Consider the following 26,512-nt stretch of genomic DNA (forward strand, 5'->3'; position numbering starts at 1 on the left):
ATATGAATATAAGCAATGTAGCCTCTTGGAGAATGATGTCTAGTACGGAAATTGACGGGGTATTCACTTCAGATATTATATTAGTGAAAGGTCACCATTCTGATGATAGGTGTGTATATTTTGAAAATAAAATTTCTATAAACTCAAAAAAAGTTCATGTTATATTTGATGCGGAGAAGTCAAATATAAATATTGAATATATAGATTTTCATGTAAAGACACCTAAAATTGAGAATGAACCTGTACTAAATGCAGAAAAGTTAGCGGAATTCCTAATTTCACTTGAAATGAAGTTAGTAATTGATATGACGTCGTTACAAACGGAATCCCTATTCATAATTCTTAAAGCATTTCACGAAAAGAAATATGATAATCTAGTAATTCTCTATGTACAACCGCAAGAATACCTTAAATCAGAAAACCAATGGTTAATACCGAACTTTTTATTAAGTGAGGAGCATTCCCCTGTAAGTGCAATACCAGGCTTCTTACGATTGTCTGATGAAGAGAAGCACCAGATGTTAATAGTTTTTATAGGATTTGAAGGTGGTAGGTTTCAAGAGCTGTGTGAATACTTACTTACTGATGGGCGATTGGATATTGTACCTATACTGCCTATGCCTTCTTTTAATGCTGGATGGCATATGTTGGGTATTTATTCTAACCTAGATACACTAAAAAGTAGTGAGGCCATTAACAGCTTAAGAAGAGTTACCGCATGGGATCCTTTTTTTGCTCTTGCAGTTTTAGAGGAGCAATATCGTCAATTTTCAGAGAATAATCAGATAATAGTAGCTCCATTGGGAACAAAACCTCATACACTTGCTACAATTCTATTTGCAATCAAATATGAAGATGTTAAAGTCATGTATGATCATCCAAGACTATATAGAAGAAGAAGTACCGGAATAGGAACGACAAGAGGATTTATGTTAAATGGGCTTTTTAATTAGGGAGTGTAATTATCTGGCTAAGGGTGGAATATGACAATAGATTACAGTAAGTACTATACACCAAAATTATTAGCTGAATTATTAGTAAGCGAGTGTGGACTAATAAATCCGGATAGTATTGTGGATATTTGCGCGGGTTCTTGGAATCTACTAAATGCTGCTAGGGCTAAGTGGCCAACTGCGAGTATAACAGGAGTTGACATCGATAGCAGATCAATAAATAGCATTATCATGGAAGGTAGACTTTTTTCAATAGATCAGGTTGTGAGTGGTAGAAAATACGATCTCGTTCTAGCAAATCCACCTTTTAAATATGAATCACCACACCCAACAGTGGTGGATGCTCTTCGAACTCTCACGGAAGATTATCAGTTTCCAGGATATACGATTAATCGACTAGAAAGTACCATGATGATCTGCAATTCATTGTTAGTTAAAGATGAAGGATATTTAGCTGCAATTGTACCTATAGGATTGATAAATTCGCTGACTCAATGGCCTCTTAGGAAATATTTGTGCCAGGGGTTCACATTAAAAAAGATTATATATCTTCCTGATAAATCTTTTGGTTCTGAAGCGCTCGCAACCGCAATTGTGATCTTACAAAAAAAAGAACTAGATAACATCGAAACTAACATATATAAAGCATATATGGAAGCGGATACCTATAATTTAGAATGGATAGAAGCAAGAAGTACGGAACTAATTAAAGAAGGCTTATGGGCGGGGGATTACATACCTAAAGGAAATGGCCATTCCTTACATAACAAGATTATCCGTAACAGTGTAAGCAGTGGTACCTTTAGGGAAAGTGGGAAGCCTGTCCTGCATAGTACTTCAATATGTTTTGGAGTCATAAATCACTCTGGAATAAAATATACTCATAGAATCCCCAATTATCCCAAATTCACACAAAAGAACGATATCATTTTAACACGAGTTGGGAGAAAATGTGGAGATTTTGCTACAATAACCGAACGAGAAGAAGGCTATTTAACTTCAGACTGTGTATTTATTATTAGACCAAAAGATAGTTCGGCACTGGAGCAGATTATTTATATTTTAAAGAAAACGGATTTTACAAAACAAAGAAAAGGTTTAGCAGCTAAATATATCACAAAATCCGACCTTGAGGATATAATTAATTATTCTAAATAACATACTTAAACCCAGCATCTAACAAGTAATCGATAAATGATTTACAGCAACTGGTCATTTATCGTGTAAAAGCAACTAGTGAGAATTCGGGAGCTTTACCTTTAAATTTATTGACCGTTTCCCTCTATATGGAAAACCCGCTCAATTAGGTGGGTTTTTTTCATTTTATTAATGAAATTGTAGTTTGACTTCAGTTATGGGCTGTCCTTAAGTCTATTGAGCTTCAGGAGCTTCACTTAGTTATTGTTACGTTTGATCTACCATAATCTTGAGGACGTGTATTCCCCTATGAAGAGCTTGAGATCAGGTGGTTTTATGGCCGCCGGTAATTTGCTGCCCGAGAAGCCCGGTTGAGTCAAATCTGCCAGCTTAACTTCGGGGTACGGCAGAGTATCTCTTTGGCCCGCTTGACCCGCAGCTTGTTCACTAAAAACTACATTCCCGTTTATTTTTTAATCAGCTGTACGAGGTAGATGCTGTTGTGAAAAGATTTTACTCAGCATATTCTCAAGGCCAAGGGCTGATTCCAATGATTCTAGATAAACTGAACGAGGTTCATCATCGTTTTGCTCCCTGTATCGAAGGCAGGCCTTTAAGAAATTTCATAGATTAATATACCTAATCTTTAAAGTTACCCCTCATCCACTAACTCAATAATCTCCCGTATATCGCTTATATTCAAAGCCTCAGCGATTCTTTCAATATGACTGAAGCTGATACTTTCCCGTTTTCCATTGGCAAGTTCACTTAATGCAGCATGGCGTACATCGGATAGTCGGGATAATTCCCGCAAAGAAATATTATGTGCTTTGGTTAATTCCGGGATTTTAACGACAACTTTTTTCCCCATAATAATCACCTCTTAAATAGATCGAATTCGACTTGACTATACGCATAAGCGTACCGTATAATGATTCCAACACTGGTACTCATATGCGTAACATGGATGCATTTATCAGATAAGTGTTTATCGATCCGCGAATCATCTGTTAAGGAAGGAGAATCCCATGCCAAGCTTCCTGGAATCCCTATATTACGGACAGTTGAATCCTGTAGAGAAGGCTGTTTCCACCGACCCTCAGTATCGCCAATTGAGCCGGCAAATATCCGAGTCCATGGATGCCTGGAAGAAGAGGCTTTCCGATGATGAGTTTCATGAGCTTGAGGAGTTTTTAGATTTGTATCGACAAGTCCAAGGGCTGGAAATGGCGGCTTCTTTTACTGATGGTTTCAGGCTGGGAGCGACGATGATCATCGAGGTGTACTCTGAGATCGTGTGATTAGTAAGAACACTCATAGAACTGCCGTAAAGACACGAACAGTGTCTTTTTTTATACCGCAAAATATTGACTATCACCCTACCCCGCATATAGCAAAACGAATTTCATAACGCATACAGCTCCCATAAGGTATCTTCGCTCTAAATTCCTCAGCGCGGCAGGAATATTCCCCCAGTTTATAGAAACCTCTGTATATAACATCGACTATACATACAAAAGAGGCTGCCATGGACCAAGAGAGATTTATGATCATCGTTAAAGGTGATGACAAGACACAGGATGTATCTTCATATGAAATAGATCCTCCAATAGTAAGGATTATATATAAAGGTTCTTCCAAGGCTTATCCGTATCAACTCAATGATATACAGTTACTGACGCCGACCGTTCAGGACATAACGGAGGATATGGCTGTTTTTAACGATGAGTATCCTTTTTATAATGTAAAACGGGTGCTAGATTTCGGGCCAAAGATTCGGGTGTGTTTCAACAATGGGAGTATTCGTACATACGATAGTGGACGTATTCAAGTTAGAAGTAGTAGTACCCAAAACGCTGAAGGGCGTCAGATTCTGGACTATTGGCGCGCGATTTCAAAATATGTAAAAAGTGAGGATGAACAGGAGAACAAGGAAGCTTTTTTGGCCAAGCAATTTGCGAAACTACATTATGTAGATCCGGATAGTGCTTTGAGCCATTATCTTCAGAAAAAACCTATAAAGAGCGATATCCCGGTTACAAGCGAACCGATTTTCCCGTTCAGGTACAATTTGAGTCAAAGGACTGCGCTTGAGCAGGCTTTAAAAAGCACCATCAGTATTATCGAAGGTCCTCCGGGCACGGGTAAAACCCAGACGATCTTAAACATCCTTGCGAATCTGGCGGTTATGCAGGGGAAAAAGGTAGCGGTTGTTTCCGGTAACAACGCTGCAGTTCTGAATGTACAAGAAAAGATGGAACGGCAAGGGTACCACTTTTTTGTAGCTAGTTTGGGCAACCAAGAGAACAAGAAAAAGTTTTTTGCCAATCTACCCAATTGGGATGTAGCGGAATGGTCCAGTGAGTTGCCAGAGGATGAGTTAAACGCCAAACTACAAGATTTGGATCAACGTATTCACCGCTTGATGGAACTGGATCGGGCGAAGGCACAGCTTATGCAGAAGCTGTCGGCCTATTTGCTTGAACAGGAGCATTTTGAGCATTATTATGCTAGACAGGATGTCCCGCCTTTAGAGAAGTTGTCATTTTACCGGCAGACACCAAAGCGGATTCTGGAGTTTATGAAAGACAGCTTCCTGGCTGTAGAGATGAAAAGGAAATATAAGCTCCTATACCAATTCAAGTTGTTCTTTAGGCATGGTTTTACGGATTTCAAACGATTGAAAGAGCAGGGGCTGGATGTCATCTTGAATGTTCAGCGTAAATTTTACACGTTAAAAGTTGAGGAGCTATCAGATCGCATTCAGGAGCTTGAGAAAGAATTGGAGTCCCAGGACTATCAAGCCTTAATGGATCAGCACCAGCAGTTCTCCGAAACGCTATTTCGGCACCGATTACATGAGAAATACCATAACCGTCCAGCTGTGGACTGCAATGAGAAGACATACACTCACAACAACAAGTTTAAAACGTTTATCGAGCACTATCCGATTATGCTTAGTACAACGCATTCTTTGCGGAATTGTATACCTGCGAATTACTTATTTGATTATTGCATCATTGACGAATCCTCACAGGTTGATCTGATGACAGGGGCTCTGGCTTTGTCCTGCTGCAAGCAGGCTATTATTGTGGGCGATACCAAGCAACTGCCGCATATCATGGGGAAGGAGATTGTACAGAAAATCCAGAGCCAGGCGGCTCCTGACATGGATGAAGCTTACAGTTATATCGAGCATAATTTGTTGTCGTCCATGTTGGCTTTATACGGGGATTCCGTTCCAAAAGTGATGTTAAGAGAGCATTACCGCTGTCATCCCCAAATTATTGAATTCTGCAACAGGAAATATTACGATGGCGAATTGATTGCTTTTACCGATCCGGGGATTTCCGAATCTCCTTTATTGATCTACAAGACGTCACCGGGCAATCACATGAGGGAAGTAACCCATGGCAAAAAAGGAAAGTTCAATGTCAGGGAACTTGATGTCATTGAACAGGAAATTCTGTTGGGGTACCTCGAAGCAGCAGCAGGGCATGCGGATATCGGCTTTGTGACGCCATATCGCAAGCAAGTGGAGAAAGCGGCTCTGCAATTCACTGCTGACATTGAGAGCGACACGATCCATAAATACCAGGGACGTGAGAAGTCCGTTATGATCATGTCTACAGTGCTCGACCGAACGAGAGCAGGAGGCATGGGGATGAAGTTTGTTAATGATCCTTGCATGATTAATGTGGCTGTGTCCCGTGCGCAGGAGAGGTTTATTCTGGTGACCGATCAGTCTGCGTTTCGCAAGTATGGGAATGAAGTGGGAGATCTCATGCGATATATGGAATATAGTACGCTGGACGACAACGTCGTGGAGAGCGAGATTCATTCTATATTTGACTTGTTATACAAGGAGTACTCTGATCATCTACAGGATTTTCGAGAACGTGTTCGTTTCTTTAATAAATCGAGGCATCGGAGCGAGAATATTATGCACGCCTTGCTCGACCAGATATTACAGGAGCCTATGTTTAAGGATTTTGAACTGGGGAATCAGGTTTTACTAATGAATTTATTTACCGACCTGGGACGGTTAAATGAGGAAGAGCGCAGATTCGTCCGAAATCGTTCTTCTGTTGATTTTGTGATTTATCATAAACTGGACAGATCGCTAGCGCTGGCGATTGAAGTTGATGGATTTGCCTTTCACGAGAACAATCCTGAACAACTAAAGCGAGATAAGAAAAAGGAAGATATTTTTGAAAAGTTTGGAATGGAATTAGAAAGGTTCCGTACCAACGAGAGCGGAGAAGAACAGAGGATTAGGGAGCTGTTAGGCTCTATGTTGTATAAGGTGGAATGATCTACATAGGGTTCGGTGATAATTCTCTCATCTGGAGTGAGAGGAATAGGGCTCCATAACATGTGTTTTGAATTGAAGTTTCTAAAAAGATTGATTGTTGAAAATAGTGCCGCCATCGCTGTTTTTTAAGCTCTGTACTGAAGAGCGTCCTTTAGTAGGGTGCTCTTTTGCGATTTATCTTGTTATTGTTTCAAGCAGGGGGTGTTTATGATTGAATGGTCTATTAAAACTCTGGATGTTTCTTACTTCATCAGTATCAATTATCGGCATAATTGTCTTCTGGCCGAGATATGTCGATAACGATTTCCCTTTGTTTACTGATATATCTATGGTTTTAATATTTTTACCGAGTTTCTTTATTTTTTTCTCAATATTATCGTTTCTTATAAATCGATTCTTCGTTAGAAAGATTTCATTTAAAGTTTTGCTAAGTGTAATATTGTATTGTTTATCATTTTTTGCTTCATATTTTCTTTTCAAAAATATTTGGAGTGTCAATGTGAGATTCATATCGATCTCTTTGACGTCATTAGTTGGTCTAATTCATTACTTAATTTCATATGGCTTGTCTCTCGTAAATTCAGCAATACAAAAAAAATCAGATGAAAATATTGGGTGAAGAAAATTTAATAGCTCTACTTTTAAGTAGGATCTATTTTTGTTTTTTAGTGTTACATGTAAGTGCATCAGGATATGTTAGATTTGTACCGACGCAGGAGGTGCTGGGATGAGAAGAACGTGGATTCTTGGTCTTATTTTGATTTTTCTAATGTCGGGATGTTCTACAGATAAGACATCCACGGAGAGCATAAACGATTCAGAAAAACCGAAGGTATTAAAAATAATTGACTATAGACTCGACAACATGAGCCGTCAACGAACGGAATATCATTATGCTGAGGATGGTTCGTTAGTAATTGACTCGGAAATCGACCATACGACTATGAAGCCGGGCGATATTGTTTATTTTATACCTCCAGAGTTTGAAGGATTTAAGGATAACCCAAATTTTAAGTTAGCTGACCATTATATTTCTAGACTTATCGCAAGTGAGGGAGATAGTGTGGAAATAAAAGAAGGAGTGGTTTATGTCAATGACAAAAAACTTGATGGCTTTTACGGTGCGGCAGCAAAATACGGTCTAACTGAGCAGGAGTATATTGATAAACAAAAAGAAATTGACCCCAATTTTAAATTAACTGAGGAAGACCATGATTTTTTTAAACAGAACATGGGTAAAGTTGAAATTCCTAAAGAATATATATTTGTCTTAGGTGATCATTGGGGAAGAAGTGTGGACAGTCGTCATTTTGGCCCCGTTCCATTTAAAAATATTCAAGGTAAAGTACTGGGGGTCACTAAAGAATTTTAATATATTCTTCGACGAGCAATGAGTGATATAATGCGGTTCCTATACCTCACTAACAGCGTCCTAGCTTCAATAAGTCCATCTAAGCCAGCCCAGTCCCTAGTCTAAAGTCTAGGATCAGATACCCCCTAAGACGGTTATGTCGGGCAAATAAGGCAGATATAATGGATGTATATCTGAGAGCGTGACTTATGAAGCCAAGGAGTGTTTGAATATGAAGGCAATGGAAACGACCGCAAAGGCGCGGGCAGGTAAGGTGAACTGGGTGCTTTTTAATCCAAAAACCTATGCAACGATCCTCTACTTAATGCTATCCCTCCCATTAGGGATTATCTATTTTACAGTGGCCATCACGGGAATTGTACTATCCATTGGATTAACTCCAGTATTTATCGGAATACCGCTGTTTTTTGGAGTAGCCAAGCTGTTGAATGGGATTGTGATTTTTGAACAGAGCTTGATTAGACAAATTTTAGGTTTACCTAATCCTCCTGTAGCGTATAGCAACCATCAACAGTCAGAAGCGGGGCAGAACTGGTTGAAACGAATGGTGAGTGATTTTGACGGCGGCTTATTTATTCGAAATCTGCTGCTCGTTTTACTAAGATTTGTAACGGGTATCGTATTCTTTGTTGTTATGGTAACGGTGATTTCACTAGGACTGGGATTGATTGCTCTGCCAGTGGTGCATATCATTTTGATGAATGAAATGCAGATTGATATTTTAGAGAATAGTTTGTTTAGTTATTTTCATATCGATTGGACCTATAACCAGCAATATCTGCTGTACGCAGGCGTTGGACTTGTTCTATTTTGGATCGCGCTTCGCGTCGTAAATGGGCTGATGCAAATTCAGCGCAGAATCATGTATGTGGATGAGCCATATCCGCAACCGTCAGTACCAGTAGAAGTACCTGTTCAATCGCAATATTATGAGTACGATGAGGATCAGCCTTCTCAAGGGATGATGCAGACGGCGTATAGAGAGCTTTAGAAGCTCTCTTTTTTTTTAATTCCACTACTTGAAGCCTGATCTATTTGGACAACTGAAGATTATTTAGTCCATTTGGCACAAGGTACTTTACTTTTGACTGAATGATATGGGTTTGAATTCGTAATTGGCTCTGTCCTCCGACTATGGGGAAAAGGAAAATGGTCCCAAGGTCCTAACGATTTTTTACTATTCTGTTACTTGTTCCTTTTGTGAAGATGGATGACCTTTACTACAATAATTACATTAATCTGTATATTGTTGAGGTGAGTGCCATGGGTAAAATATTAGTTCCTCCGGAAAGACTTATGGAGATATCCCAACAATTTGCACAGGCCAGGGAGATCGGGGTGCAAATTTGCAGCCACCTTACCCAGCAGATTCAAATTCTTGAAAGTGGATGGGAAGGTACGACAAGGCAACAATTCTATCAAAATTTCCAGCTGGCCCGTCAGCAAATGGATAATTTCACCGCAGCGGTGGGTTCAGTCAGCACGGAATTACATACGATTGTCAACCGTTTTAAAGAGACCGATTCCACTCAAGTTTCTTTACAGGCAAGGACGGTCACCGATCCGATTGATCAAACCCAGAACGTGTTAGACAGCTCGCTTGAAGCAAGAGATAATCTGGAAAAGTGGGGAACTCTCCTTTACAGCTCTGTGGGTGCTTCCTTAGTCTTAACCAAGACGGTACAACTCAGAGTAGATCCTAGAAATCCGTCCCGAGCCAAAATTCATAATGCTCCATGGGTTAAAGGCAAAGGTAACAATACGTTCTTGAAGAACTTGGCAAGAGGCATAAATCGCCAAATTGTGAACCCAGGCTTCATGATGAACGGAATCAAAGGCTTTGATAGAGTGGCAAGCAAATTCGGTCTCAATTTTGGGCTAGGCTTTAGTCAAGCTAAGAATTTTCCTCAATGGACTAGACAGGTCATAGTCGGCGTGGAAAAAGGTAGATATGGGATCGCTACCAAGAAAATCCCAGGTATGATCGCTAAAAAGATATTCCCGATTAACGCAACCTTTAATGTGATCGGTGAGGCTTCCGGCCTTGTCAGTAAGTATCGTGAGGGCAAGCTTAACGGGGAAGAAGTAGCTGTAGCCGCATCCAACGTTGTTGTAAAAACAGCCGCCACCTATGGCGGAGCTGTAGCAGGCGGAGCCGTCGGAGCGATGATTGGCGGTCCGGTTGGTGCGGCCATCGGTTCCTATGTAGGCGGTACGGTTGGAGCCTTTGTCGGTGATGGCGCAGCTAAAGTGGTCGAAAAAGGAGTTCGCTGGATTAGCGGACTGTTCAAATAATTTCAGGAAGGCGCTAAATCATGAACGCAATATCATATCGGAAATCCGTGGCATGGGGCAAATCACTTGGCAGTTTACTGTTTGTGCTGGCCTGCCTGTTTCTGCTGTACGCAGCTTTTTTTATGGATACTTCCTTTATTCGCAAGTTTTTTTGTATTACATCAGCCATCATAGGAATTCCTTTTTTTGGAGGATATTTGGTTGTCAGCTTGCCAAAGGCGCTGAAATCAGATACGCAGCTTCTCACCTACGATCAAAATTCCATTTCAGATGGTACGCGGACCGTAGCCTGGGCGGAGATTACAAGCATCAGCTACAGCGGCCCTTCCATTCGGAAGTGGCTGCTTCCGAAATTTCCTGTGCTGATTTTTCATTTGAAAAACAGAGAGACCTGGACCGTGAATACGTATTATTTGTTGACCGATACCGAAATTCAACCTGCCATGAAGCGCCTGCGGGGGCTGATCAGCCGTAACGGAAAGGAATCGAAATAGATTTGTATTGGAGGATTTGCTTACATGAGCAAGCATACCTATATATTTTCATTAGAAGAGCTGGGTTACGCCTTGGCCGTTCATCAAGGGGAGGAAATGGCTGCAGGACTTATGAAGGCATATTATGGAGATCTGTCTGAAGACAGATGGGAGCTTTTGTTTCAGGCCGCTACACATAGCTTGATGTCCAAAGGTTTTATAGAATCGATTGATGAAGAGAACGGAGAGGTTCGTTTTCCTTCCGAAATTACGCAAATGATTCAGCATTTGCTGTACAGCAATTATATGCTCAGAGGCATTACGGATCGGAATTCTAACAAAGTACTGACGATCCACGAGCTGCAGCAGCGGTATTTGTATCACTTGTCTGACAATAATACGCTTCATTTTCTAACCTGGACAGAGCCGGCGGATTGGGAAGAGGAACTTGTACGTTTCTATGGAGTGGAGCCTTCGAAAGCCGAAGGGACGACTTTATCCGAATCCAAGGTTGTGATTACTGAAGAATTGTGGAACCAGCTGACATCTGGTGAATTCCCTGCCTCCCCTCTTCATGATGAGCTTTCATCTGACCAGCAGCAGCTGATTGCAAAATGGCAGCAGGATTTTCAAAACAATGCCCGTACCATGGACAATCTAAGCACGATAAGAATTGGCAGCGGAAATCAGACGGCAATCGAGGATATTTTGTTTGTGCTTCCTGCTAATGAAGGGGTCTGGATTGTACGTAATCAGGAAGCGGACAGAAATGAGGAACCACAGATTTGCATTGAGCTGCAATCCTTCTCTGCATGCAGAAAGACGCTGGGCTCTTTTGCTGCAACTTTGGCTTAGGTAAAACGGTAAGTTTAGTACGGCTCATCTTGAAAGACCGCCTGGGGAGTGTATGAATCGATTCAAGCGGATATCTTGCTATCGTCCATCTCAAAGAAAGCCCGGAATATTCGCGAGGATATTGAGATCGGATTTGAAAAATGCAAAAACCACATCCGCATGCGAATGTGGTTTTTGCTTATCGTGCGGATTCGAAAGCGTAGGCCCACAGATATCCTTTCGATTCCAGCAGAAGGGCATCCGGCCCTTCCTTCGATTTCACAACGATGCTGTTGTTTGTATTCATGATGTAACCTTCATTCATTCGCTCGATGACGATGGGAATATCCAGTTCCATCAACAGCTGACGCATCCGATAAATCGTATTATACAAATTGGACAGCGCTCGCTTCTCCTCTACGTTCGTCCAGAGATCATCGATGATTCTCCATTTATGGCATAACTTATTTTCATGAAGCAGCAAATAGTAAAACAGCTCCTCCGTTAAGCGGGTAGGCCATTTTACAAGCTGGTCTCCTCTCATAACGGATGCTTCTCCGTATAACTGGACATCGAGTGTATTATTAGGGATCGGCTTTGGTCTCTGACCATAATACTTCTGAAGGCGTTCATCCAGCTGCTTCACCATATTCATGGTCATCGGTTTCAAGAGATAATCCAGGGCTTGCACGCGAAAGGCCTGCACGGCATACTGCTGGTGAGCGGTCGTGAAGATCACAGGCACGTCGATCCCGTTCTCCACCAAGTTCTGGGCCAGCTGAAGTCCCGTCATTCTCGGCATTTCAATGTCGAGCACGAGTGCGTCCAGATCCAGCTTGGGTATTTCCTGCAGCGCATCAAATGGCGATTCGAAGCAGCCTACAATTTGAAACGGGCCATACGTTTCAAGCAATCGGGCATGCAGGCCCAGAATCGGTTTCTCATCCTCCACGATGATGATCTTCCACATTACCCTTGTCCCTCCTTCACGGGAATCATGATTTGAATGGTTGTTCCATTACCCGGCGAGGAGTCAATCTCCAGGCTCCCTTGGGATAGGTCATGCACGCGCCGACGTACATTCGTAAATCCGATTCCGGCATGGGCAGCCGTTCCCCCCATTAATTGAGCGCATTGCAAGGCCGACATACCTACCCCGTCATCGGCGACGCGGATATTCAAGCAGGAACCCTGCAAGGAAACCGTGACCTGAACATGACCCGGACCTTCCTTGTCGAACAGGCCGTGGCGAATCGCGTTCTCGACTAAAGGCTGCAGGAGCAGACTCGGAATCAGAACATGCTCCGCGGCAATGGACGGTTCGATGTCATAAGCGAAGGTTAACCGTTCGCCAAATCTGGCTTTTTCCACCTCTACATAGGCGTCGATAATCTCCAGCTCCTTCTGCAGGGTAGAGAATTGTCCGTCCCGGCTCGTCTCAAATATATAACGCAGGAAAGAGCTGAGCATCGTTAGAAGATAGGCTGCACGCTCCCCGTCCGTATAACAAAAGGCAATGATGTTGCTGAGCGCATTATAGAGAAAATGCGGTTTGATTTGGGTCTGCAGAAAGGCCATTTCATATTCAATCGCCTTCTGCATAGACTGCTTCGTTTGTTCTGCGGCATTCAAGCGGGCCATCAAGGTCTCTTTGGAAAAAGGCTTCAGTAAATAATCATTGGCGCCAGCAGCGAAAATCATTTCGATATGTCTGGGATACTCGGAAGAAATCATCATTAAGATCGGCAGGTCCATTACGGATGCCTGAGTACGGATTTGTTGAAGCAGCTCCAGACTATTCATGTCGCCAGGAATGATATCATCCATGATCATCATCGCGATTTTTGGATGATTCCTATAATAATCAAGCGCTTCTTGAGCCGTATACGCGATTCGTACCCGGTAGGCATCCCCCAGCATGTCCCTCATGACCTCCGCATGCATCGCATCGTCATCGACAATCAGGAGTGTTCCCAGATCCCGATCTTCTGCGTGTGCCGCAGACTCCAGGTTGTATTCATATTCGGCTGTGGTAACCGGCTCTTTACATTCGCTGAAAGCCAGTGTGACCGTAAAGCGAATTCTGCCTTGCAAACGTTCATATGCGATGCTTCCGTTCATCTGTTGGACAAGTTCTTCTGTCATCATGAGTCCCGAAGAATGCGGGCGATCCCGATTCACTGGCGTTGATCCGCCGGTTGACGTCACTTTAAGCAGGATATCCGTGCCCACCTGTATAGCTTCAATCGTCAGTCGGTCTTCTGCGATATCGTGAGAGATCTCTGTCATGATCCGGATGAATACTTGCGTTAAGCGCTGCTCATCCGCCCATACGTAAAGCTGCTTCGGAATCTGTTCATGGATTGCGATTTTTTTATTCGTGAAGGTAAACTGCATCAGCTGAATGACATGAAGCATGACCATCCGAAGATTGGTGGACTTAAGCTGGATCGCATAATCATCAAATCGAAGACGGGTAAAATCATGCAGATCCCTCAATAAATAAACCATGTTCCCCATTAGCTGCTCAGCCAAGTACAATTGCTGGCCTTGCTTCTCGCGATCGGGCTCCCGATTCATGGCTCCCACGAGATGGATGGCATCGTGCAATGGCCTCTGCAAGTCCTGGGTCGTGACTTTCAGGAAGGCATCCTTCGCATCGTTTGCCTTCTGCAGCCTTGTGCTCAGCTGTTCCGATTCCTCAGCCCGGTTCATCAGACGTATACCGAGAAAAACATTCATCGTCATGACAAACCCGACCAACCCGATACGGTTCATGTAATTTCGCCCGGTAAAGAATAAATTGTCCGATGAAGCGCTTATCGCAAATACGGCAAGAAACAGCAGCATGGACATTAGGATGATTGCTTCATTTCGGCGTATGTTGATTCGCTTTTTAAGCGTCAAATAGAAGATGCGAATAGTAATGCCCAGGATGAATCCATCGTTGTAATAAAAGAGCGGGTACTGCGTAACCGACAGGGTTCTGGCCGGGAGAACCGCATTGAAGAATGCATAGGCCAGGATCGGCAGAAACAGCAGATACATCGTCTTTCGACTCATGATGGAAGGAATCATTTTGACGATAAAGACAATCAGCAGGATGGAGGCCAGGAAGGTAAAGGTATCCTGCAGCCGAAAATAGAGCTCAAAAGGAAACGAGGGGAACTCCCGAATGAATAGCCGTTCCCCTCGCAGCACGATAACCAGGGCCAATAGCAGAAAGTGCAGCCCGCTGTACAAGAAGGCTTCGTCCTTTGTTCGCAGCAGGTAGATTGTCATATGGAACATGCTGAACAGCAGCAAACATAAGGTAGCTGTCCACTCCAGGGACAGATCCCGCTGCACGTCTTCCTTCATCAGTTCGGCGTCGCCGAAATCAATCGGCAGGACGATGCCGCCTCTCGTATTGTAGAAGTTGGATGCGTGAATGGTGATAAGGAGCTGCCGGCTGTCCGGTTTAAAGTACGCTTCATAGGATGGATTGTCCGGTGTTGTCGCTTGTTTGGTTGCTGCCACGGTTCCTATTTTCGAAAGGGCTACTCCATCCACATAGATGGTGTGAGCGGACCAGATATTGCGAACGCGGAGACCGATCTCTCCCGACCAGTGGTCCGGCAGATATACCATTAATTGATAGGAGCCCCACTCGACCTCCGATGCCCAGGGACCGGGTACCGGCAGATGTTCGGCTTCACTGGAAAAGTCTGTCGGGGCAACAAAAGCTTCGCCGGTGAATTTCCAATCGCCTGCTAACGAGACAAACGATGTCTCCTTGAGCTCTCGCAGGTCAAGCACGCCGTTTACGGCTTTGATTTTGACGGCACCTGTATCCTGATCGCTAAAGATCATATAGAGAATGGCGATTAGGGCACATATGGCACCCAGACAACCAATCCATTTCTTCATGTATAGTCACACCCCTATGGACTCTATCATATGGCAAAGATCTCTCAAAAATCTACCTGTCGATCGAAGTCGAATTTGAGAGATTTTTGAGAGATGCTTCTGATATGTTGGAATTACATTTTTTACAATCTGATCTGCTGGAGGGTGTTATCCGCACAATTTATTCAAAAATGGGGATAAGGGGTCACATGTCGGTGTAGAATGTCAGACGGTTACTAAACTTACAGGATGGGTGAAACAGTTGAAGAAAAAAATCATATCCATGATAGTGGCAGCACTGTTAATTGTTACGAATATGCCGATGGCATATGCGCTCTCGCCGGTAGCAGAGGTCTACTATAATGCTGGGACGAGCATCTATGATTCTAGTGATTTTGAGAGCCAATTAAATGATGCGATTAAAGCCAGGCTGATAGCGGAAGGCGTAAATCCCAAATATGTGTCGATCATGGACGCGAGTGCAGACCGGGCAACGGTAACGGATACGACGTATGTCCATAACGGTTATGACAGCTGGTATATAGGCGGACCTTATGCCACTCGCCCGGCGGTTGAAACCGCCGATTACAATCATGTTCAAATTTCCAACAATGGCGGCACGTTAACCTTCTATGGTTATACCTCGCCTGCTTATAAGGATTACATGCTGACGCAGGGAAGCCCTTCGGGCAAAAAGATCATTACCTTCGACATGGACGAATCCAAAGTGGATTACCACAGCATGGAAGGCGGCGGTTTTCTATTTAATACGCAGATCGATGGCAACGGAAAGTTGAGCGGTTATTCGATTTTATATGTTCAAGGCGCCGTCAAGGTATATAAAATCAATGGTGTGGATGCATCCGCGCTGCATCATGAGACGGGAAGAGATTTGAGTTCGATGACAGGCGTTACCTCGATCGGAAGTTTTCCGAAAGGGGCATCCACTCATCACAGCATCAAAATCGTAGCAACGGACACCACGCTGAGCATGTGGGATAATGGCGACCAGATCATTCGGAATTTAACCCTTCCGGATGTTTACGGGAATGAATTTGGGCCCATTGTTAGTCATATCGGCCATGGCTGCGAGATCATCTCGATTTTTTCATTTGATAATATGAAGTTGTATTCAACGTCGAGCAAGACACTGGATGTGGCTGCGGATAATATCCTTTGGGGAACGTCGCCACTGCGCTATGTCGTGAACATTAACGATGACCCTCGCGGGGATTTGGACGGGGGCTCGAATCAATCCAATCTGACAAACTCGTTCAATAACACCGGTGCACAATATGTTGGTGTAACCAGCGCCACGTATGCGGACATCGACCAAACGTTTATCGACGGCATTACAGGCGGCGGACTACATATCCATTCCGACAAATCCAGCGCCGATATCATTCAAGAGATTGCCGATCGTATCGCAGATCAACTGATTACAGATTATAAAGCGGCTATTCTGGACATCGAAGAGGCAGAGAGCAATACCGATATCCGGTTTCAGCCCGGCGACACCAAAAACTCGGTAAAAAACAATCTTACCCTGCAGCAGGACGATGACGTAACTACCGTCTGGTCCTCTGACCAGCCGTCGATCATCGCGCCCGACGGAACCGTAACCAGACCGGTTATCACCCAGTCGGGAACTTACGTGACCTTGACGGCAACCATCACCAAGGACGGGCTTACAAGCGAGAAGACATTCACCGTGTATGTGAATGCGGCTGATCCGGCTCCTTTAGGCACGTTGACCGCCGCTTCTGGCAATGGGGAAGTGACATTGAAATTCCCTGCTCTAACGGGGGCATCGAACATCGTTGTTGAACAATCTATTGATGGAACCACCTTTACGCCGGTTAGCCCTTTGGAGACGTTGGATGCGACTTCTACAAGCGCAACAGTAACCGGGTTAACGAACGGTGAAACCTACCATTTCCGGCTAAACGTTGAATCGGGGCTATATGACGGCATATCCAATGTGGTCCAGGCTTCGCCTTCGAAATCGTTAACCACGTTGTCGGCCGTTGCAGGCAGCGGGCAGGTGACGTTGAATTTCCCTGCTCTAACAGGGGCATCAAGCATTGTTGTTGAACAATCTACCGATGGAACTACCTTTACACCGGTTAGCCCATCAGAGCCGCTGGATGCGGCTTCAACGAGTGCAACCTTGACCGGATTAACGAACGGCGAAATCTATTATTTCCGATTGAACGTCGGATCAGGTCCGTATGCAGGCGTATCCAATGTGGTCGAAGCGTTGCCTTCGGAACCGATCACCACGTTGTCGGCCGTTGCAGGCATCGGACAAGTGACATTGAATTTCCCTGCTCTAACGGGGGCATCAAGCATTGTAATTGAACGATCTACAGACGGTACTACCTTCACACCGGTTAGCCCATTAGAGACGCTGGATAGCGGCTCCACAAGTGCAACCATAGCCGGTTTATCCAGCCGTGAAACCTACTATTTCCGATTAATCGTTGAATCGGGTCCACATGCAGGCGTGTCCAATGTGGTCAGCGTCAAACCTCACGCGCCTGCGGTACTGGAAGAAACTCCACCTGCAGGGAACACGGGCGTTGTACAACAACAACCTGCAGCCACAATGAAAGCGGAAGTGGTTGTTTCCGACCAAGCGAACGGGGGCAAAGTCGTTCAGGAGAAAATTACGAAGCTTGTCGGCGACAACTTAAAAGTATCCGGGAAAATAAAGTCGGCAACCGGGCAAGAGCTGAATCTGCCGAGTATCGTAATGAACCAGGACGGCAGCTTTACGCTTCCGAAAGTTGCTGCCGGCGAGTATACATTGTCGCTGAATGTAATCGCACCTAACGGAGAGAAGCTGGCGGGCCCTGCCGGCAAGTTAAGCGTTGACAGCAATGGTAATGCAAAGCTATCGGTTGATCTGGTCGATCCATATGGCACGATTCTCGATAAGGTGACAAGTCAGCCGGTTGCAGGAGTGAATATGCAGTTGTATTGGGCAGATACGGAGCTGAATCGTTCCAAAGGCAGAGTGCCGGGAACGGTTGTTCAACTGCCGGAGCTTCCGGATTTTTCGCCGAACAAAAACCACAACCCGCAGAGCAGCTCTGACAGTGGCCAATACGGCTGGATGGTTTACGCAGATGGCGATTACTATTTCCTAGGCGAGAAGAATGGTTACATCGTGTTTGACAGCCGTAATGACAAGCGTGAAGAGCGCTTCGGGAATGACAGCTACATTAAGGACGGAGTCATCCACGTCGGTGATACCATCGTGAAATTCAGTTTCTCTGCACAGCCGAAAGTGAAGGCTTCAGGCGATCATCGTGCTTACATGGTCGGATATCCAGACGGCACGTTCCAAGCGGACCGCGGAATTATCCGTTCAGAGATGGCTGCGATCCTGTCCCGTTTGTATACAGCTGAAGCGGGAGCCAACAAAGTATCCTATTCAGATGTAACTGCAAAACATTGGGCAATGAACGCCATCACGACGGCAACTCATAATAAATGGATGGTCGGTTTTAGCGACAACACGTTCAAACCGAAGAAACAGATCACGCGGGCTGAATTTGCGCAGATCCTTATGAATGTGTACCAATGGGATGCCGTACAGGAAAGCACATATACGGACGTAACGGGACACTGGGCTGAGACAGCCATCGCAACGGCTCAGGAGCAAGGAGTGCTGTTCGATTTTACGGAGAAGTCCTTCAATCCGAACCAATCCATTACAAGGGTAGAGGTCATTCGGATCCTTAACCAGCTGCTGGATCGTAAGCCTTGGGATATCAAGGTTGAACCGAAATGGACCGATGTTCCGGAAGGACATGACTACTATTCCGACATCATGGAAGCTTCGATTCCGCATTCGTTCGAGCAGCTCGAAACCGGAGTTGAGAATTGGAAGGAATAGAAAGCAGTGGCGGCGATTTGTATGAGCATGTAACTACAAAAGAATAAGCGTTTAAGCCAAATAAAAAAGCGTCCCTAACGGGCCGCTTTTTTGACGTGTAATATGAAGGGGGATTGGCATGTATAGAAGCCCATATGGTCACAACGCGGTTAATGATAGTTCTTGGATTCATTCTCCTTGTACTTGCCGTTGCTGTCATGCTGGGCTTGCTTCCGGCGATCATTGCGGGCCTGCTGCTGCTGCTGGGCCTCCAGGCTGTTCACGGGTGTCGCTTCGAGGTCTTTCACCGTGTTGATCAGGTTCTTGTCCGGTTGATGGTCGCTCAATGGAAAGGTCCTCCTTGTACTGGAATCGATTGTGATGTTTAGTATGTGCTGGCTGGTATTCGGTTATTCGTGGTTACCGCATTGGCCTGAATTGAGGGCAAGCGGCAGAAACCGTTATTGTGTGCAGCAAAAAAAACAGCAAAAAAAGACCCGGCAGAGGCCGGGTCTTCCACATGTGACATCTTCAAATCGTCACTCGACTAAATCCAATCCTTCGGAGCCAGCTCAATGGCCGAGCGAATCGCGGCGAGCATGCTCTTGTCGTCGGCGATATTCTTCCCGGCAATATCGAAGGCGGTGCCATGGTCGACCGAGGTGCGGATGATGCCGCCCTTCAGTCCGACCGTGATGTTCACGCCTTCTTCGATGCCCATGACCTTGATGGGGGCATGTCCCTGGTCATGGTAGCAAGCAACCACGATATCGAAATCGCCTCTGCCTGCTCTGAAGAATAAGGTGTCCGCAGGCAGGGGGCCCACAACGTTAATGCCTTCCTGCTGGGCGCGCTCGATGCCCGGCTGCAGTTGTTTCTCTTCTTCTCCGTTGCCGAAGAGCCCGTTCTCGCCCGCATGCGGGTTGATTCCGCAGACGGCCACTCTTGGATTGTCGAAACCGGCTTTTTTCAGAGTATCGTGAGCCAGCTTGACGACGGTATACGTTCTTTCCGGGGTGATGCTCTGAATGGCTTCGATCAACCCCATATGTGTAGTCAGGTGAATCACCCGTAAGTTCGGCGTTGTCAGCATCATCGAGAAATCTGTTGTATCGGTGAGGTCCGCCAGGATCTCGGTGTGACCGGGATACAGATGCCCGCCTTGATGTAAAGCTTCCTTGTTCAGTGGAGCTGTGCAGATGGAGTGGATCTTGTGCTGTTTCGCCAGCTCGATCGCTCTAGCCAGGAATTGAAAGGCTGCATCTCCCGCAATAGCGGATACTTCGCCGAATTTAAGGTCGGCCGGAACGAGATCCAGATCGATAACATCCACGGTGCCAAATTCATATTTGGCCTCGGATGGATCCTGAATGGCGCGTACCTGTAAGTCTGAACCGATAATGGGCAGTACCCGCTCTAAAATTTTTGCATCTCCAATAACAAGTGGATTGCAGTTATCGTACATCTCCTGATGGGAGAGTGCCTTCATAATAATCTCGGGTCCGATGCCTGCGGCATCGCCCATCGTAATTCCAACGGTCGGTTTCATGCGGTATGACCTCCTTTTAACTTATGAATCGCGTGGATAAATACGTCCGGTTTGCCGAATCCGCCTGCCTTGGTGATGACATACAGGTCGTCAACGCTTAAAAATTTCGAGATCGGCACGCCAATCTCAAGCTCGTCCAACAATTCAAAGCCGCTAATCTTCCATTTCATGCAGATCTGCTTGGCGGTATCTCCGCCAGTCATGGATACACCCTGGAAATACCCGTTCTCCAGCAGCTTGGCGCAGATTTCACCAATGGCGCGCACAATCTCATTGCTGACCTCGGTGTGATTAAGTCCTCTAGTCTCACCAACTGCTCGTGCTTGGTCAACATCAGACTGCTCTGCGGTTGAGTAGATGACGATGTCCTTGCCTTGCAGTGCCTGGGTCTTCACTTCTTCATACACGCGCTGGATTTCCTCATCGCGCTCTGTTTGCGCGGATACAGCCTTGTAGGAGCTGAATGGTACCGGATAAACATCGGTTTGTTCAAGCAGCAGTTTAAGCTGTGCGCGGGAATTCTTGTTCACGCTGCCCACGACGGTAAGGATTGGCCCCTGATTTTGCTTGATGGTGAGCTCGACAGGACGGCTCGAAATATCGTAATGAGAAGGAAGATAGTTGGCAATGCCTGCAGATCCAGCCCATGCGAAGTCATAGTCCAGTTGTTTGGTTATTCGCAGGATCTGCTCTAAATGCGCTTCTTCCGTGGAGTCCACCAGCACATACGGGATATCCTGTTCTATCCATTCCTTTAACTTATTCTTAATATGGTCCCTGCCAGCGTTCAGATCGCGGACTGAAATCACGCCGACGGCATGTTTGGTCTGCAATTGAAGCAGGTCCGGCAGATAGGAATGGGTGACCGGTGTCTTGGGATCGTTGGCAATCTCCGTCTCTGCCAGCGGCACGCCATTCAGATAATGAGTGCCATCTAGAATGGTGCGATTGTTTTTGGGATAACCCGGGACGATCATCATGAAGTCAGGCTTCACTATGTCGTACAGGGCATCGATCTCGATCCCGATATTGCCGCGCATGGTGGAGTCCATTTTTTTGAAAATCGTGTCAAACCCGGCATCCGTTAAAAATTGGGCGGCTCGGCTTACTCGCCGATATGCCTCCTCTGATGTAATGGAACGACTGTCCGTATCGAAGACAACAGCATCATAGTGATGAATATTATCTTCGTCCATATCGAATAACACACTTGTTTTCAAGCCATGACGGGCGAGTTGGACCCCGCTGTCATTGGCACCTGTCAAATCATCTGCGATAATAGCTAATTTCATGCTGCTGCCTCCTCTTAAAAAGCTGATGGATAGAGGGGTTCTTAAAAAAACCTCTATGATGTTGGATTATTGTATTTGGCTACGCCGCCTGATTTCTCCAATCTCTTGGACAGGAAGCCGATAAAGATCGGCAGTAGGATGGCCGTGGTCACGACACTCGCGGCGATTTGTACAGTTGCAAGTTCAGCGATGGGAGCGAATGAGGCGTTGGCAGCCAAAATTGCAGCCGGCGTTCCAACTGCGTTACCGGCTGTGGAGCCTTCCGAAGCACCGACAATCGGGTTCCAGCCGATGGCTCTGAAGAGAAGGAATCCAATGCCGCCCGTAATCAATACGGTCATCACCCCAAGCAGGATGCCGCTCAGTCCACCCTGAATGATGGACGAGAAATTGATGCCCATACCCAGCGAGAAAGCGAAGAAAGGAACCAGCTTGTCACTGCCTTTATGCAGCCAATCGGCCATATCGCGGTCCAGGTTCCCGATCACGACACCGACGAGCAGGGGAAGCAGTACCGCAACAAAAGACATCGGCGAGAACATGCCGTTGGCAAAACCCATAGCGCCGAAGATCGAGAGGGCCACCATCGTCAAGAACGGTCCGTCGCTTAAAGCAAGGAAAGGATAAGCAGCCTTGTCATCCTCTTTTCCATATTGTCCGGCTAGCGCTATATACAGTCCGCCGTTGGAATTTGTCATCGCGGCGATAATGGCAAGAGGGGCAAGACCCAGGAATAATCCATTGGAATCGGCAAACATAATGGCGATCAATCCTAATAGTGCACCGATAGCCCATTTAAACACCAGCAGTGTGACACCCTTACCAACAGAGGACCCTGCTGTTTTAAACGTGATTTGCGTTCCGGCAATCAGCAGGAACAGGGCAATGAGTGTACTCGAGCTGTTCACGAATAAAGCCTCCGTGAAACCGCCGATGCGCAAAGCATTAGGTGCGAATGTATTGAAGCACGCTCCGACGAGGAGGGGAACAACCATCATACCGCCAGGGATACGATCTAATGTCGCTTTGATTTTCATAGTATTAGCTCCTTAATGTAATCGTTTTATTGAAGCGCTTGCAGTCATTATACTAGTCCATATTGCTTATTTTAGCAACATATAATTTATGTAAATAATAAAATTTTATCTAACTGTTTAAAATTGCAACATATATAACGAAAAAAAGACGCAAACTTAAATTCATTCTTTAAGTTTGCGCCAAAGCGTGGCCCGATTAATCCCTAATCGTTCTGCCGCCTTTGATTGATTATTATTCTCCTCACGGAGTACATGTTGAATGATTTCTTTCTCGATCTCTTTTAGGGTTCCTTCAAGCTGGATAGGGTTTGAGGCAGAATACCCATCCAGCAGGCGAGATAAGGTTTCGGCTGAAATCACGTAATCCGTCTCGTTCAGGGCCGCTTGCTTGATGAGCTGTTTTAATTGGCCGATTGTCATAAACGAAGCGGACTGCCGTATCAGCTGCAATGCGTCATCCTTTATTTTTACTGCATTGGTTCCGTATTTTTGATGGTATCGGCTTAGAAAATGCTGAATGAGCGAAGGGAGGTCATCCAATCGGTCAGACAGGGGCGGCATGATGACTGTATTGAGCTGTATATGTCCGGTTCCGGCTTGGTCAAGCTGCTGTTCACTGAGCATGAATACGCCGATCTGCCTAGGAAGGCAGGCCTGAACGAATGCAGCAAAACGAGGATCAGGTACGCTTTGTTCGATATGGATGAATTCCACATTGCGAACGTTGGACAACGGAATTTTCTCTAACTGATCCGGGGAGATTTGGGCCATATCGATCTGAAGCAGCAAGCCGCCGTCCGAGTACAACTGATGAAAATATTGAACAAGGAAGGACTTCCCCGTATCCTTCTCCCCAAGCAGATGAATGGGCTCATGGTGCTGATAGAGCGCTTGGATATGGTCCAATGCCCTGCGCATAGCGGGGGATTCCGCGACAACAGGTTCGGCTAGTGCTTCTTGATATGCCTTTACGCCTGTCTGCGCAAACGCATAAGGCTGTTCTTTTTCCAGCGTGTATACTTTATAACTTATATGATTCAAGGTTGTTTCATAAGCTGTGACCGCCAACTGGAAATCATCGACCATGAACATATTCTGAATTTTGGATTTGTGGAATTCCAGGCTGGTATTAGTCAGAAAAATATGATGGTCCGTCAAAGGGCTGTGGTCAAAATCCGTCAATCGCTCAAATATGACCTCATTCCGATCGTTCAGAATAACGAGATTGGGATGCTCCAGTGTAACGAGATCGTTCAGTATCATGGAAACGACGTTGCTTTTGCTGAGATAGCGATAGATAAGCTGGGCATCCTCCAGAGCTCTTATGATCGATTCTTTGCCTGAATGGATTAACAAGCCCTTTAAGCCGTATGCCTGGGCTGTATTCACGGTGATGACATCGCCGACAATCTGGCGGTAGCCGTCAGACTTCAGCTCCAGCAGTAATCTGGCAACGTCTTCGGAGCTATGGATGGTGTATACCTTTAATGGCAAATCCATCAGCTCAATAATCGATTGTGCGCCGGAAGTAATATTGGAAAAGCCCACGATGGCTGTTTTTCCGTTAAACTGACTCGCCAGCGTGAGAGAACGGATCATGTCGTATCCCGACAGGTGGATGTCAATGACGGGAATCGTGACGGCGTCCTTGATGCGCTGCGCCGTTCCGCCGCGGCTGATAATGACTTCGGCTCCGTTTTTCTCAGCATGGGCTGCCAGCTCAGCCCCTTTCATCAAATCGCCGACCGCATACTGAATGTCTAGTTCGGGAAAATGGGGAATACACTCTTGTATTACGGGAATCATCGCTTCATATGGAGCAATCATATGGACATGTATACTCATATTTATCCTGCCTTTTTGTATAAATCAATTGGCCGTGTACCTCGTTCTTGCGAGATGCAGGCGCGTACCTCCATTATAGCCAACTTATATCGGAATCGCACCCTGCAAGCATGGCGAATCTCCGCTGCTGGATATTGAACCTGTATGTTCATTACCCACATGAGGTCGCGGATGGGAATTTTTGTTCTTTTGCTTCGTGCTGGAATCTATTCTATAATAATAGGCTAATATAAACAGCGGTAGGAGGAACCAATGGATTTTATCAAAAATCAACTAGACGGATATGGCATGAGTGAACAGACCATTGTGTATCTTTCGAGTATGATCATGGTCTTATTTATCGCATTGATCTCAATTCTGGCAAATATCATAACTAAAAAAATCGTACTGAAGACGATTATACATATCGTCAACAGCAATCGCTACACATGGGACAACATCATTGTGGAGAAAAAGGTGTTCCACAAGCTGTCGCATTTGGTGCCGGCCATCATCATCTATTTCTCGGCATCCATCTTTCCCTCGTACCAGGTTCTGATTGAAAAAGCGGCCATGACGTATATGATTATCGTAACCATCATGGTATTTAATGCGCTGCTCAACGCCTTTGACGCGATTTATCGTTCGTTTGAAATCTCCAAGATCAGACCGATCAAGGGATACATTCAGGTGGCGAACATCATTCTGTTCATCATCGGCGGCATTGTGGTGATCTCGAACCTGATCGGTCAGAATCCGTTGATCATTCTCAGTGGGCTGGGTGCCTTATCGGCTGTTCTGATGCTGGTCTTCAAGGATTCCATACTAGGTCTGGTAGCAGGCATTCAGCTATCATCGAATGATATGGTACGCGTAGGCGACTGGATTGAAATGCCCAAATATAATGCGGACGGTGACGTCATCGACATTACCTTGAACACCGTAAAGGTGATGAATTTCGATAAAACGATCACGATGATTCCGAGCTATGCCCTCATCTCGGACTCGTTCAAGAATTGGAGAGGCATGCAGGTATCCGGCGGCAGAAGGATTAAGCGCAGCTTCTACATTGATACGAGCAGCATAAGCTTCTGTACTCAGGACATGATTGAGGAATTTCAGAAGATTCACTACCTTAGCGATTATGTCACGACCAGATTAAATGAAATTAACGCTTATAACATGGAGCATCAGATTAATACGGATAGCAAAGTGAACGGCAGACAGCTTACGAATGTAGGTGTGTTCAGAGAATATATCCATCAATATCTAAGAAATCATCCGAAAATTCATAAGGATATGACGCTGATTGTCAGACAGCTGGCGCCGGGAGATAATGGACTGCCACTGGAAATCTACACTTTCACCAATGATATCAACTGGGCAGTGTATGAATCGATTCAGGCCGATATTTTTGATCATATTTTTGCCGTCGCCCCGACATTCGGGCTTCGTGCCTTCCAGAATCCGACGGGCCATGATATAGTCCAACTGAAAGAAAGTCCAGAGTATTCGCGAGGATATTGAGATACCAAAACCAAGATCGCAGATCGTCAAAGAGACATGTAAGCTTTAGGATAACGGTTTGCATTGTGTGCTGAAAATACAGCAGACGCCAGTCATCGACTGGCGTCTGCTTCTGTTTATGAAGGTTCTATCG

At 45.3% G+C, this 26,512-nt stretch carries 19 protein-coding genes; 11 read left to right on the forward strand and 8 right to left on the reverse strand.

Going from position 1 to position 26,512, the window contains the following annotated elements; all coding sequences use genetic code 11:
• Positions 1-2: 2 nt before the first annotated feature.
• Together M2277_RS09275 and M2277_RS09280 are read left to right on the forward strand one after the other, a co-directional pair.
• Positions 3-953, forward strand: a complete 951-nt coding sequence (locus tag M2277_RS09275) for a hypothetical protein (RefSeq protein WP_076152528.1) — start codon at positions 3-5, stop codon at positions 951-953.
• A gap of 30 nt (positions 954-983) precedes the next feature.
• On the forward strand, positions 984-2,111 hold the full coding sequence (locus tag M2277_RS09280; protein ID WP_076152527.1) for an N-6 DNA methylase: 1,128 nt from the start codon (positions 984-986) through the stop codon (positions 2,109-2,111).
• A 631-nt stretch (positions 2,112-2,742) separates the two neighbouring features.
• Here the strand turns inward: M2277_RS09280 and M2277_RS09285 are convergent.
• A complete protein-coding gene (locus M2277_RS09285; RefSeq protein ID WP_076152526.1) occupies positions 2,743-2,961 on the reverse strand; it encodes a helix-turn-helix domain-containing protein in 219 nt (72 codons plus the stop codon).
• A 157-nt stretch (positions 2,962-3,118) separates the two neighbouring features.
• On the opposite strand from M2277_RS09285, the gene M2277_RS09290 reads away from it, so the two are divergent.
• The 7 genes from M2277_RS09290 to M2277_RS09320 all read left to right on the forward strand — a co-directional run bounded on the left by M2277_RS09290 (position 3,119) and on the right by M2277_RS09320 (position 11,400).
• Positions 3,119-3,391: a DUF6809 family protein gene (locus tag M2277_RS09290; RefSeq protein ID WP_280754647.1), complete on the forward strand. Its 273-nt coding sequence runs from the start codon at positions 3,119-3,121 to the stop codon at positions 3,389-3,391.
• Between the two features lie 227 nt (positions 3,392-3,618).
• Positions 3,619-6,405: an AAA domain-containing protein gene (locus tag M2277_RS09295; RefSeq protein WP_280754648.1), complete on the forward strand. Its 2,787-nt coding sequence runs from the start codon at positions 3,619-3,621 to the stop codon at positions 6,403-6,405.
• Between the two features lie 727 nt (positions 6,406-7,132).
• Positions 7,133-7,777: a signal peptidase I gene (gene lepB, locus M2277_RS09300; protein WP_280754649.1), complete on the forward strand. Its 645-nt coding sequence runs from the start codon at positions 7,133-7,135 to the stop codon at positions 7,775-7,777.
• Between the two features lie 211 nt (positions 7,778-7,988).
• Positions 7,989-8,768 (forward strand): sensor domain-containing protein, encoded by a 780-nt coding sequence (locus tag M2277_RS09305; RefSeq protein WP_280754650.1) that lies wholly within the window; start codon positions 7,989-7,991, stop codon positions 8,766-8,768.
• A 272-nt stretch (positions 8,769-9,040) separates the two neighbouring features.
• Positions 9,041-10,072: a WXG100 family type VII secretion target gene (locus M2277_RS09310; protein WP_076152520.1), complete on the forward strand. Its 1,032-nt coding sequence runs from the start codon at positions 9,041-9,043 to the stop codon at positions 10,070-10,072.
• A 20-nt stretch (positions 10,073-10,092) separates the two neighbouring features.
• A complete protein-coding gene (locus M2277_RS09315) occupies positions 10,093-10,566 on the forward strand; it encodes a DUF5381 family protein (protein WP_280754651.1) in 474 nt (157 codons plus the stop codon).
• 24 nt (positions 10,567-10,590) lie between these two features.
• Complete coding sequence (locus tag M2277_RS09320) at positions 10,591-11,400, forward strand: hypothetical protein (protein WP_280754652.1); 810 nt, start codon at positions 10,591-10,593, stop codon at positions 11,398-11,400.
• Positions 11,401-11,578: 178 nt separating this feature from the next.
• On the opposite strand, the gene M2277_RS09325 is transcribed toward M2277_RS09320, so the two are convergent.
• Both M2277_RS09325 and M2277_RS09330 read right to left on the reverse strand, forming a co-directional pair.
• Positions 11,579-12,349, reverse strand: a complete 771-nt coding sequence (locus M2277_RS09325; protein WP_280754653.1) for a response regulator — start codon at positions 12,347-12,349, stop codon at positions 11,579-11,581.
• Positions 12,349-15,288, reverse strand: a complete 2,940-nt coding sequence (locus M2277_RS09330) for a histidine kinase (RefSeq protein WP_280754654.1) — start codon at positions 15,286-15,288, stop codon at positions 12,349-12,351. Before M2277_RS09330 ends, M2277_RS09325 begins: the two co-directional genes overlap by 1 nt.
• Positions 15,289-15,520: 232 nt before the next feature.
• Between M2277_RS09330 and M2277_RS09335 the strand changes: the two genes are divergently transcribed.
• Complete coding sequence (locus M2277_RS09335) at positions 15,521-19,171, forward strand: S-layer homology domain-containing protein (RefSeq protein WP_280754655.1); 3,651 nt, start codon at positions 15,521-15,523, stop codon at positions 19,169-19,171.
• A 149-nt stretch (positions 19,172-19,320) separates the two neighbouring features.
• Here M2277_RS09335 and M2277_RS09340 read toward each other — a convergent pair whose 3' ends face one another.
• The 5 genes from M2277_RS09340 to M2277_RS09360 all read right to left on the reverse strand — a co-directional run bounded on the left by M2277_RS09340 (position 19,321) and on the right by M2277_RS09360 (position 24,873).
• Positions 19,321-19,497, reverse strand: coding sequence for a hypothetical protein (locus tag M2277_RS09340; protein ID WP_006207681.1), 177 nt, complete (start codon positions 19,495-19,497; stop codon positions 19,321-19,323).
• 200 nt (positions 19,498-19,697) lie between these two features.
• Entirely contained in the window at positions 19,698-20,699 is a 1,002-nt protein-coding gene (gene pdxA / locus M2277_RS09345) for a 4-hydroxythreonine-4-phosphate dehydrogenase PdxA (protein ID WP_006207682.1), read from the reverse strand.
• Positions 20,696-21,991: a four-carbon acid sugar kinase family protein gene (locus M2277_RS09350; protein ID WP_006207683.1), complete on the reverse strand. Its 1,296-nt coding sequence runs from the start codon at positions 21,989-21,991 to the stop codon at positions 20,696-20,698. Before M2277_RS09350 ends, pdxA begins: the two co-directional genes overlap by 4 nt.
• Positions 21,992-22,044: 53 nt before the next feature.
• Positions 22,045-23,028, reverse strand: a complete 984-nt coding sequence (locus M2277_RS09355) for a 2-keto-3-deoxygluconate permease (RefSeq protein ID WP_006207684.1) — start codon at positions 23,026-23,028, stop codon at positions 22,045-22,047.
• A 162-nt stretch (positions 23,029-23,190) separates the two neighbouring features.
• Positions 23,191-24,873, reverse strand: coding sequence for a sigma-54-dependent transcriptional regulator (locus tag M2277_RS09360; RefSeq protein ID WP_040680143.1), 1,683 nt, complete (start codon positions 24,871-24,873; stop codon positions 23,191-23,193).
• 252 nt (positions 24,874-25,125) lie between these two features.
• On the opposite strand from M2277_RS09360, the gene M2277_RS09365 reads away from it, so the two are divergent.
• Entirely contained in the window at positions 25,126-26,379 is a 1,254-nt protein-coding gene (locus M2277_RS09365; RefSeq protein WP_006207686.1) for a mechanosensitive ion channel family protein, read from the forward strand.
• Positions 26,380-26,512 lie beyond the last annotated feature (133 nt).

The organism is Paenibacillus sp. LBL (genome assembly GCF_029893715.1).
GTDB lineage: Bacteria > Bacillota > Bacilli > Paenibacillales > Paenibacillaceae > Paenibacillus_AQ > Paenibacillus_AQ glucanolyticus.